This window comes from Gracilibacillus dipsosauri (genome assembly GCF_003176895.1).
In the GTDB taxonomy this organism is placed as follows: Bacteria; Bacillota; Bacilli; order Bacillales; family Amphibacillaceae; genus Gracilibacillus; species Gracilibacillus dipsosauri.
The window spans coordinates 292,604-304,623 of the sequence record NZ_QGTD01000004.1; the positions used below are offsets into that span (position 1 = coordinate 292,604).

Sequence of the window (12,020 nt, forward strand, 5' to 3'; positions counted from 1 at the left end):
TTTAGCTTAAGTTATAATTATATGGAGAAAATATCTCAACGAAAAAGGGACAAGGGACCTGTCCCTATGTCCCTATCAACTTATTAACTAGATAATCATATTCCTTCATGTCAGTAAAAGTAGGCAGTGGATAGATCGACTTTTTAGGAAACTCCTTTTGAACAGTTTGTAACAGCTTTTGATGACAAATAACTAAATCTGCATACGCAGGAATTTCGTCAATCGAGGCATTCTCAACAGTAATGTGATGACTAGTTTGTTCTAGTTTTTTTCTTAGCATGGAAGCCCCCATGGCACTGGATCCAATACCTGCTTCACAAACGAAATAAATAGTTTTTATCTTTTTGTCATTAAAGGGGTTCCTGCCTTCCACTGATTTAATCGAATGAATGTCTTCATTTTGCTTAGTCTCGTTTAATACATCTTCTTTATCTATTTGGTAGAATTCAATAATTGTATTCTCATTTTCGGAAACAGTAGGTGAGTTAGATACGCTTTTTATTAGAATTAAACTTAAACCAAAAGAAATAAGTGCAGAAATTAAAACAGCTAATACGACATAAAGCATATCATTTCTAGGAGCTAACCCGACAATTAGAAAAATACTTCCAGGAGATGATACAGCAACAAGCCCTACTTTAAACCATTGAAAAACGTAGATTCCAGCCATTCCACCTAAGGCTAGCGAAATAATAAGTCGAGGATTCTTCAATACGTAAGGAAAATAAACTTCATGTATACCACCTAAAAAGTGGATATATGTAGCTAATTTCGCTCCCTTCCTTTGCTCCCCCTTTGTTTTCATCCAATAAGCAAGGAGAACCCCTAACCCTGGTCCAGGATTCGCCTCTAACAAGAATAAAATAGACTTACCTAGCTCATTAGCTTGTTGTATGCCTAGAGGTGATAGGAAACCGAAATTTATAATATTATTTAAAAATACTACCTTGGCTGGCTCTATAATAACTGCAGCTAAAGGAAGCCAATGAGAATTAATAATAGATGCTAATATGTCAGTTGCTCGTTCCACTCCAACAGATAAGATCTCGCCAATATAATGATAACTAATTAAAGTGAGGGCAATGGCAACTACTGATGCCAAGACATTACTGATAAGCAGTTCATATCCAACACCAGGGAGCTTTTTCTTAATCATTTGATCTAACTTTTTTATAATCCAACCAGTTAGTGGACCAATTATCATGGCCCCCATTATCGCTGGAACTGTGCTGGAAAGAGTCAAACCAAATGTAACAATGGAAGCAACCACTGCTCCTCTTTGACCACCAATAATTCTCCCACCTGTGTGACTTATTAATATTGGTAATAAAATGTGGTAAGCAGGATTGACGATATTCAATATTTCTTGATTATACCACCAGCCATAATTTCCAAATAACTCACGAATTACTCCAACAACTATAATAATAACAATGTTTTGGTATACCATAGCACTCCATATTTGTGCTAATTTCTTCATTGTCTTTGTAACTCCTTTATAGATGCAGTTATTTTTAATTCATAGGCATTTAATAAAATATCCTTCAGTGAATTTCCCACTGATTCTTGCGATCCATTCATAATGGTATTGACAAACTGATCATCCACTAACATTGCCGTAATTTCGCTTATCATCTCCTTATGTTCCTTTGGCGCCTCAACAGGTACAGCTAACATTAATATTACGTTTATCCTACACAATTCTTCGTTATCGTTTTCCCATAATATTGGTTCTTCCGTGCGATAAATCGCGACAATTATTTCATTAACCCCTTCCGTTTTAGCGTGCATCATGGCCAGGTTTCCTAGCACGAAGCCACCTTGTTCTTCTCTTTTTTCTAAATCAACTGCTATTTTTTTAATATCGCGTACAACCTGATGACTTACTAATAAGCTAGCCATTTGATCGATCATTTTTTCCATTAATCTCACTTCTTGAAACATAACAAAGTTCTTTAAGATTTGGAGTAGTGCTTCGCCATACTTCGCTAATGGAAGTATTGGTGAAGGTTGCCGTGAGGTCTGTTCTTCACTTTTCAAAACCAATTGATGCTTGTCAATTTCTATTAGTGCATGTTCAATATCTTTAATATCCTCTTTCTTTAAAAAAGGGGTAACAATCACGATTTTTTCCTCTTGTAAAAAAGGAACATTTACAGTCGAAATGACAATATCAAAATTTTCATCCTTCTCTAACCACTCTTCAAGTTCTTTTAATGATAACACCGCTTCTACACTAAGATTAGGCATTTCTGTTCGAATTCTTGTTGCTAAATACGTAGAGGATCCTACACCACTTGTACAAACAACAATACATCGATAGGATTGCCTGATTTGCTCATGTTTTCTCAGTTGGGATGCTCCGATATGCATGGCTAAATAACCTACTTCTTCTTCTGGAATATGATAACCTGTTTTTTTAGCTAATAATTCACATGCCTTCTGACAAGCTTGATATATCTCGGGATACATCTCCATTATTTTATCTTGCATGGGATTATGAATTTGAAGCCCATGCTTTAACCGGTTAAATGCAGGTGCAAAATGTGAGAGTAACCCCTCAAAGAGAATCTTATCTTCTATTAGACTTTCATCTAGATGATGTTCTATCGCACGTATAAAACTTTTCGTTAGTTCAATCCATGTAAACTCTTGATTATCATCTTCAAACGGCTTCTTCTGATAATCGATTCTCGTTCCTGCTAAATGAAGCGCAATATAGTTTATCTCTATTCTTGGAATTCTCAGAGACGTCAATTTTTCTAAGCCTTCTACTATTAATACTGCTAATGAATATATCTCTGGATCATGCCAGTCATCACTAGCTATGGTAGTGTCCTCCTCTATCACTTCACCACTTTGGATTCTCTCCAAGGCAAGAATAACATGGACAATAAGGTTAACATAATTTCGATCTGTTAGAACGATATGAGGATGTTCAAGAAGTGCGTTTTGTAAAACACGGTCAATATCTAGAATTTTGTCAGTCTGAACAAATTTTAATAAGCGATTACGAATGACTAACCCTAACTTCCCATTCAATCTATCTTCCCCTTTTTTCCCTTGAAATAGTTCTATCCAATCCTCAAAGGTAATATCTCGATGAAGCAAACGAGATAAGATCGTTCTGCGTTGTTGTTCCGTTCCGTCTATGTACACTCCAATTCCTGGAGTCTTTACTATTTCTACCGTATCCTTTTCTAACCATTTGCTTATTTTCTCCAGATCATTACTAATCGTTAATTCCGCTACATCATATTTCTTACTTAACGTATATTGTTTAATAGGTTCTTTCGCAAGCAATAAATCATAAATAATTCCTTCTTGACGTTCACTTTGTGAGTAGGCGTTTAAAATTTTCACCTGTTCTAATGCTTGATTTAACTTTTGTTTATCTTGTAACTCTCCATTTAGTTCAATCCCTTTTCCCATTCTTTTGACTAGTTTCAAATTATAAGCATCGAAATAGGAATGTAACGCTTTCATTTCTCTTTGAATCGTTCGTATGCTTAACTTAAAGATTTCGGATAATTCTTTATAGGAAATGGGTTTATCCATACTTAATAACACTCTCAACAACTCTCGTTGTCTAGAATTAAGCATCATCGATTGCTGCACTTGAATCCCTCCTAAACGCCTTTTTAGAGAATAATATGATGAAAAGCCACAGAAATATTGTGGCTTTTCGTACGTTTACAGTGAATATAAAATTACAATGCAATAGTCTAAAGGATAAGAGAAATGAACTCATTGGCGAAAGAATGAGCGAATGCGTATTTTTTAAATATTATATTTTGATTTGAACTTTAAGATTGTTCGGATCTCTTGGTCCCTTCAAATAATCTACTGTTTCTTCTAGCGAAATTTCCTTTGAGATTAAATGGTTTAATTGTATTCGGCCTTCCTTCACCCAATGAAAAGCTGGATAAAAGGTATGATTAATAGCCATGGAACCAATTAATGTCCAATCTTTATTATATAACCGAAAAGGGTCTAGTGGTACAGTTGACCCTATTGGTGTCACGCCGAATTGCAAGTATTTAGCCGTTTTGCCCATGAATCCGAATGCTTGTTCAATTACTTTAGGAATACCAGTAGCATCAATGACGACATCAAATCCATTCGGATAATACTCATCTGATAATTCGTCATTTACATTATCACTTGTAACCACCTTGGTAGCGCCCCATTTTAAAGCCATGTCCAGTTTATCTGGAGAAATATCAACCACTACTAACTCGGATGCTCCGGCCATTTTTACGGATTGAATAAGTTGTTGTCCCATTGCCCCTGCACCAAACATTAGCACCCGATCACCGACTTGAAGCTGTAATCGATTCATACCATGGACGACACAAGCCATTGGTTCAATAAAGGCAGCTTCCGCAAATGTCATAGTATCAGGAATTTTGACAACATTGCTACTTGGAACCTTTACAAATTCCGCCATACTACCGTCAACTGTGTTCCCAAGCGCTCCCCAATTCTCACACTGATTACCCCTATTCGTTAAACAAAATTCACAATGACCACAAAATAAGGAAGGATCTGCCGTTACTCGATCACCTACTTGATATTCTGTTACATTTGCCCCCACTTCCTCCACTACGCCAGAGAACTCATGCCCCGGAATAATAGGATATGGTGAAATAAACTCACCTAAAAATATATGGATATCTGTGCCACAAATCCCTACGTTTTTCACACGGATGGTTACATCATTTGGCCCTGGTTTAGGATATGGAACCTCCTTAATGACGGCGTGATTTGGTTTTTCAATAACTAATGCTTTCATAACAATTACCTCCAATTTTATGTTAATACTTTTATCCTTTCACAGCACCCATCGTTAACCCTCTAACAAGTTGGTTCTGTGTCAACCAACCTAAAATTAAAACAGGTAGAATGGCAATAGTAGCTGCTGCTGACATACTTGCCCAGAATAATCCTTCTTGTGTCATGAAAGATGCCATATATACAGGCAATGTAGCTGCTTTATGGTAGCTCAACGTAACTGCGAAGAAAAACTCATTCCACGCAAATACCATGGATAATAGCGCAGTAGAAACAAGCCCTGGTCTTACTAATGGTAAAACAATCTGAAAGAAACTTTGAATTCCTGTAGCACCATCAATCTGAGCTGCTTCGATAATTTCATAGGATACATCATTAAAGAAAGAACGCATCATCCAGATAATTAAAGGAATATTCATCCCAGCATATAAAATAATTAATCCTGTCAAGGAATCTAATAAATTCATATTTTTAAAAATGAGATATAGTGGGATAATTACACCCGCTATAGGCAAAAAACGAGTAGAGATAATCCAGAACAAAATATCGTCTCTCTTTTTTACACGATACATGGTCAGGGCATATGCTGCTGGTACACCAATTAATAAGGCAATCAATGTGGATACTAAAGTAGCAGTGACCGAGTTTAAGAAATAACCAACTACACCTAAATCCAAAATCATCTGATAGTTTTCTAATGTTGGTTTAAAAGCAATCGTTGGTGGTATAATGACGGCTTCTCCTTCACTTTTAAACCCTGTAATGAGCACCCATAAAATAGGGAAGAAGAACAAGAATGCTAAGAGATAGGTAAGAAAAGTCAATCCACCTGACGTAAGTTTTTTCATGCTTGTTCCTCCTTAAACATCCGTCGTAAGACTTTAAACATTAACATCATCATAACGATGGTTAAAATAACGGTAATTACCCCAATTGCTGAAGCTCCACCAACATCCCAACTTTGGAAGCCTGTACGGTACACTAAGAAGGATAGGTTGGTAGACGCAAATCCTGGACCACCGGAAGTGGTTACATAAATTTCACCAAATACTTGTAGGATAAACATTAATCCAAGTAAAACTACTACTTCGATATATCGTACAAGATGTGGGATCGTTACATTAAAAAATTGTTGCAACCGATTTGCTCCATCTAATTGTGCCGCTTCGATTAATTCGATCGGTAATGACTGCAAACCTGCAAGCAGTATCAGCATAAAAAACGGAATCCACATCCATGAAATAATAAAAATAACTGCCAGCAGTGGATTTTGCGTAAACCAATCAAATGGCTCTACTCCAAATAACTCAGCGAAATAAGAGGAGAATCCAAAACTTGGGTTGTAGATCATTGTTTTCCAAATAATACCTGAAACGGTAGGCATAATGAAAAACGGGGATATAAACATGGTTCTAACAATTCCTTTGCCTATGAAGTTTCGATTCATTAATAGCGCTAGTAATAAGCCGCATACAAAACAAATCGTTAGTACCGATATCGTTAAAATTAACGTGTTCATTGCCACTTCATAAAAAGAAGGTGTACGTAAAGCTTTCATGAAATTTGCAAACCAAGTAAAGGTTACGCCTTTATCAGGCCTCATTAGGTTCCATTCTTGAAAGCTATAATAAATGGTAACAATAAACGGAATTTGGGTTGCAATAATAAGATAGATGACCGTTGGTAGTAATAATCTTTTCACTGGGGGGTTATTTAGGGCTTTTCTGTTCTGCTTAGATACCCTTCTTGGTTTTAATTTTTGTTGAACAGCCTCATTTTGATTCATGATTCACTCTCCTCAGCTTACATTTAGAATAGTAAGAAGAGGATCCTTCAATCCCCTTCTACTATACTGCCCTACTCTTTATAACCGCCTTCTTCTGCGACTGCTTCTGCTAGCTTCTGGGCTTCATTCATTGCTTCTTCTACTGTGACATCTCCCGCAATGGCAGATGCGATATGCTGGCTTACTTCTGTCCCTAGCTCTTGGAATTCAGGAATAACCACATATTGCACCCCTTCATACGGAACTGGATCAACTGTTGGCTGTTCGTAATCTACTCTTTCAATTGCTTCTAATACCATTTCAGCAAATGGTGCCGCTTCTTGATAGTTTGGATTTTCATACGTTGATGTCCGTGTTCCTGATGGAGCAACAACCCAGCCTTCCTTTTCACCAACTAACTCAATATATTCTTTACTTGTTGCCCACTTGATAAATTCAAAAGCAGCATCCTTGTTTTTACTTGCAGATTCTATTGCAAGTGACCATGCATAAAGCCATCCTGTATGTTCTTTTTCCATTTTAGGTGCAAATGCATATCCGATTTCACCTACAACCTGAGAGTCATCAGGGTTGTTTAAGAAACCTGCTGCAACAGTCGCATCGTACCACATAGCAGTTTCTCCTGTAGACATTAATGTTAGCGCTTCTGTAAACCCTGTATTAATTGCTCCAGGCTGTCCTGCATCTTGAATTAAGTCAGCATAGAATTGAACTGCCTCTACCGTTTTTTCACTGTTTAATTGTGCATTCCAATCCATGTCATACCAAGAACCTCCGAACGCATTGATAACCGTTGTTAAAGGTGCCATTACTTCACCCCAACCAGGTAAACCTCTTAACGTTATACCAGGCTTTCCAGTTTCCTCCTTGATCGTTCTAGCTAGTTCTCCAATTTCTTCCCATGTAGGCTCTAATGGCATTTCTAGTCCAAGCTCTTCAAAGATTGTTTTATTGTAGTAGAGCATACTACTTTCCCCATAGAATGGTAAGGCGTATTGCGTATCCTCATACGAAAGTGCATCTCTTAGTACTTGGAACACATCTTCCATGTCATATGCTTCTAATTCATCAGCATCTAATTCCTCGAACATCGGAGTTAATGGTTCAATCCATCCATTTTCCGCCCAAATTGGTGTATCGTAAGTACTTATTGTGACAATATCAAATAGTCCTGCTCCAAGTGCCACATCTTCTGTTACCTTTTTACGAAGGTCATTTTCAGGTAAAACAACAAATTCTACGTTAATTCCAGTATCCTTTTCAAAAAACTCCTCTGTCATTCTCTGCATAATTTTCATATCTGGATTATTTACTGTTGCAACAGTAAGTGTATCACCATCTGACCCAGTTTCCGATTCGGAATCAGTTCCCCCATTTGCATCTTCCGTTCCGGTACTTGGACTACCTGATGGTCCTGTTGCATTATTAGGAGAACTCGTATTACATCCTGCTAAAATCAATGTTGGCATAATGACCATGACAAATATTAGACCCCAAAATTTCTTCATCAATTTCCCTCCTTAATTTTTGAGCGCGCTTACATTTTTAATCATAGCAAATTACCTATTACCTTTGTCATGTAACTTGTCATATATTTGTCACAATTAGTTGGTGACAAAATTTAATCCACTTCCTTTATAACAGATTCGCGGTCTTTCTTTGCTAAGTTTAAAGGCTCAGAGTTGACGTGTTTTCTCCTATTTGTTATCAGCTAACTGCACTTTGAGAATGAAGGCATTCCCCATCTATTTAAGTAATAATTTTAATCCATCACTCTTGTTTTATTCGAAGCATAGCCTGTGAAAAACGAGCTATTGCAGAACAAGTAAGAGTTAAGCTCCTACCTCCCCAATACGTGATACTCCACGTGTTAACCCAAAATCATTTCCATGATAATAGATGAAAAGGGATAATGAGGGGTAAAACTGTGGTGTATCACGATAATATTGAGGGAAAAATACTTGGGTATTGCATCAGACAATTCCGAGAAAATTTAAAAGCAGAGGATCCAAAATGGACGCAAGAATATGTTGGCAGACTTGCTGGGATTGATGAAAGGCACTATGGCAAAATTGAACGTGGTAAATACCCTCAAACCTCATTTCTTACGATAGCAAAAATAGCAAAAGCACTAAATTGCTCTCTAGATACCCTTTTTGAAAATTACGAAAGAGAACTTTTAGCATATAAGAGAAGAACTGGTGAAGTAGATGAGGAATAATTATCGAATTACCCCAGATACAATGGCCATTTTCCCCTTGTATGATGCGATGTATCAATCGTCCATCCTTGAATATGATCAAATCATCTCAAGTGAAGAAAGACCAATTGATATTATCCAAGAAAATTGTTTACACTACGGATCTAGCTATCATGGCCGAAAAGTAGCTGTCCAACACCATTTAGAATTCAGACAGAAAATCCCCGTTCCCATACAACCTACCCAAAATATCTATACTTTTCCTACACAATCCACTACATCGTTTGATTGTATTTGGTTATTTTTTCACGCTATTAAATATATAGAAAATAAAGAACAACAGTCCACTATTACCTTTATTAATGGTCAAACAGTGAATATGGAGACGTCCTATTACACGATTCAAAAACAATATAATCGAACTGGGATGGTTAAAGTGTTAATGGAGCAGTTGATGTAGGATGAGGATATAATATATTTCAAAATGAATTGAGTTGTATTTATGGTACGGTTCACCGTAACGTTGGTTAGGGTAAAATAACATATAAAAAAGGGTAGCTTTATTAAATGATTGCTACCCTAACTCTATTTAATATATCGTGCCTTACTTCAATTCTCCAGAACCCTTACCATCACAATATTTAATTAGTTTCGTGTCTCACTAGTGCACACGATTTATAATAAAATATGCTTCTAGTTATATTAGCATAATATGATTTTTTAACAACAATATTACATAATTAGAAGGATTAAAGTGACGTTGGATAGGGTAATATATATGAAAGGCATTATCGGCTCTCTTCATATTTCCAAAATAGTTGATAATGTCTTTTTCCCTTTCTCAGTTATTTCATAATATGGCCTATTATTATTTGTTTTGTCTTCCTTCCTTATTACTAATTCGGAATCAATAAGCCCTCTTGCTATCCTTGAAACAAGTTGATACGAAATATCAAGTTCTTGTCCAATTTCTAATGGGTATGCTTTAAAATTTGTCGATGTAACAACGTACATTTCCAAAACCTGCAAAATATCTAATTCTTCCTTAGTAAACTGTGCCTTTTTTAAGTTTTCCTTCACTAATTCTGTTATACTCTCATCATAATCAACCTCACAGGTCTTCTGATAACATTTTCTACACATCATATCAAACTGTTCAATCATTGGTAACTCATTAATATCATATTGGGCTCCGCAATCAGCATTTTTACAAACAATTTTTTTATTACTAGATAATGTATTAATCAATGTTTCGCTTAAATCAAACCTTCTTTGTTGATAATACTTTGAATATCTTGAGGTTCTTTCGGGTCTTCCATATAAAATCTTATTAAACTGACATAGGCCATAATCAAAAGCATAAATAAATACGTCTATATTAGCTTTTTTATTTTTAGTTGATTTTGGAGCAATTGTACTCACCTTATGAACTAGACCGTTAAATTCTAGAGATTCCAAGAAAGAAACTAGCTCAGCTCTAATCTGAAAATGACTCGAATGGGCATACTCCAATTTACTAAAATGTTGATTATTAGTTTTGGGTAGTTCAACTTTTAACTCTAATGCCATTTCACATAAAGCCTCAATTAAATTATGCTGTGTATATACGTCCAATTTTTCCTTATAAACTCCTTGACTTTTATGTTCTTTATCAAAATATGTTTTAGTAATTTTTCTGTATACCATTTCCACAGCATTGAGAATATCAGATTTAGTAATTTTTTTATCATACGATACTACATTATCATAACACTGACTAAGTATATGTCCTAGGGTCCTTGGGATGTTCATAGAGGCTTCAAATAATAAAAGATAATACTCTTCCATGGAATGCTCACTAGTATCAAAGAATGTATCTGGTGTGGTTTTACAATAAAAACTTATTCTATTTTTAATCAACCTTCTTATGAAATCACTGGATTTCCTTTCTATTTCAACTATATTTTGGCCATATAACTCAAAAGCGTCAATTTGAATAGAATCGTATTTACCTGCTTCTAACTCTCCGTAAGTTATTCTTCCTGGATAAGCTGCGATTTTCAAAACTATTTCATCTCTCGCTGAATTATATATTGGATTAAGTAATGTTTGATAGAAGAGCTCCATGTCACCTTCTGTAAGCTCTGAAAAGTCATCAATAAAAATATATAACTTGTCCCTACTGGTAATGTCCAGTAACTGTTTGATGTCGCTTATAATATCTCCTACATTAAAAAGTTTGGCAAAAATATTTAACGATTCATTTTCTAATCCACTTGCTATTTCTTTCTTGTATCCAGCCTTTGCATATATCTTTACTAACGCATCTTTGACACCATTTGCACTAGTACTTCCTGTTGCTCCTGCCTCAGCTGACTTAGTTTTATTAGTAGTTTCAGTTTCTCTTGTTTGCTTAGAAACTATACTATTTATATTTAGAATATCAGGATTTTCGATTTTATCTTCTATTCTTTTTATTAAAGAGTCTATTCTGTTATCTCTGAACCTACTAGTTATCTTCTCAAAAAGATTTTGCTCTTCTCTTTTTAATTCGACAACAATACTTTCAAATAGGTCGTTTAAGAATTTTTTTATTAATAACAACCTTCCCAATTGTTCAGACTCTAAAACACCCTCTAAATCTGGTATATTCAAACTATTATTCTGAAATTTCATATCGTCTACAACCGACTTTGCATTGACATATGCAGATAAATTTTTTCTTTGAGTTATAATATCATATTGAGCTCTTGCAAATAGCGTAGATTTTCCAGTACCTCTTCGGCCTAATAATATAAAAGTTTCATCAGATAATAATTTCCTTATAATTCCTTTATTAGGTAATAAATCTACGTATAAATCCTTAATAATATTTTGTTTATCTATTGATTCTTCTCCATTTAACTTCTTTGGAGTAATTCGTTTGTACAATTTTAAAGTTTCGTATACTCTTATAAAACCCTCTCGTTGTTCTTGCGAATACATAACCTTCCCCCCTTAAGGTTTACCATAATATTTTTTGGTTAAAACGTGCTTTCATTTTGCTTGATTTAAATCAATAGTTCTCCATTTTAACAACTTTTTATTTATCTTATAAATCTACCATAATATAACTATATTTAAAAACCCCAGGAATTCTTTAGATAAGCCTAAATGACCTTATTAATTAAATTTTTTGCATAGAAGATTCATGTAGATATATATAATCAGCGATGCTACCAATTAGTTCGTGTATAGTTAATTCTAATTTTATTGCCCAAA

The 12,020-nt window shown here is 35.2% G+C and carries 9 protein-coding genes; 2 read left to right on the forward strand and 7 right to left on the reverse strand.

Going from position 1 to position 12,020, the window contains the following annotated elements; all coding sequences use genetic code 11:
- Nucleotides 1-64: 64 nt before the first annotated feature.
- The 6 genes from DLJ74_RS03170 to DLJ74_RS03195 all read right to left on the reverse strand — a co-directional run bounded on the left by DLJ74_RS03170 (nt 65) and on the right by DLJ74_RS03195 (nt 8,088).
- Nucleotides 65-1,480: a PTS transporter subunit EIIC gene (locus tag DLJ74_RS03170; protein WP_109983319.1), complete on the reverse strand. Its 1,416-nt coding sequence runs from the start codon at nt 1,478-1,480 to the stop codon at nt 65-67.
- On the reverse strand, nt 1,477-3,618 hold the full coding sequence (locus DLJ74_RS03175; protein WP_109983320.1) for a BglG family transcription antiterminator: 2,142 nt from the start codon (nt 3,616-3,618) through the stop codon (nt 1,477-1,479). Before DLJ74_RS03175 ends, DLJ74_RS03170 begins: the two co-directional genes overlap by 4 nt.
- Nucleotides 3,619-3,787: 169 nt before the next feature.
- The gene (locus DLJ74_RS03180) at nt 3,788-4,795 is read right to left on the reverse strand and encodes a zinc-dependent alcohol dehydrogenase family protein (protein WP_109983321.1); all 1,008 of its coding nucleotides are present in this window, start codon (nt 4,793-4,795) and stop codon (nt 3,788-3,790) included.
- 31 nt (nt 4,796-4,826) lie between these two features.
- Nucleotides 4,827-5,642, reverse strand: coding sequence for a carbohydrate ABC transporter permease (locus DLJ74_RS03185; RefSeq protein ID WP_109983322.1), 816 nt, complete (start codon nt 5,640-5,642; stop codon nt 4,827-4,829).
- The gene (locus tag DLJ74_RS03190) at nt 5,639-6,580 is read right to left on the reverse strand and encodes a carbohydrate ABC transporter permease (RefSeq protein ID WP_109983323.1); all 942 of its coding nucleotides are present in this window, start codon (nt 6,578-6,580) and stop codon (nt 5,639-5,641) included. Before DLJ74_RS03190 ends, DLJ74_RS03185 begins: the two co-directional genes overlap by 4 nt.
- Nucleotides 6,581-6,651: 71 nt before the next feature.
- Entirely contained in the window at nt 6,652-8,088 is a 1,437-nt protein-coding gene (locus DLJ74_RS03195; RefSeq protein ID WP_245902249.1) for an ABC transporter substrate-binding protein, read from the reverse strand.
- A 419-nt stretch (nt 8,089-8,507) separates the two neighbouring features.
- Here DLJ74_RS03195 and DLJ74_RS03200 point away from each other — a divergent pair, with 419 nt between their 5' ends.
- Nucleotides 8,508-8,801, forward strand: coding sequence for a helix-turn-helix transcriptional regulator (locus tag DLJ74_RS03200; protein WP_181397417.1), 294 nt, complete (start codon nt 8,508-8,510; stop codon nt 8,799-8,801).
- Entirely contained in the window at nt 8,791-9,240 is a 450-nt protein-coding gene (locus DLJ74_RS03205) for a competence protein ComK (protein ID WP_109983325.1), read from the forward strand. The genes DLJ74_RS03200 and DLJ74_RS03205 overlap by 11 nt, the downstream gene beginning before the upstream one ends.
- A 341-nt stretch (nt 9,241-9,581) precedes the next feature.
- On the opposite strand, the gene DLJ74_RS03210 is transcribed toward DLJ74_RS03205, so the two are convergent.
- Complete coding sequence (locus tag DLJ74_RS03210) at nt 9,582-11,744, reverse strand: MarR family winged helix-turn-helix transcriptional regulator (protein ID WP_109983326.1); 2,163 nt, start codon at nt 11,742-11,744, stop codon at nt 9,582-9,584.
- Nucleotides 11,745-12,020 lie beyond the last annotated feature (276 nt).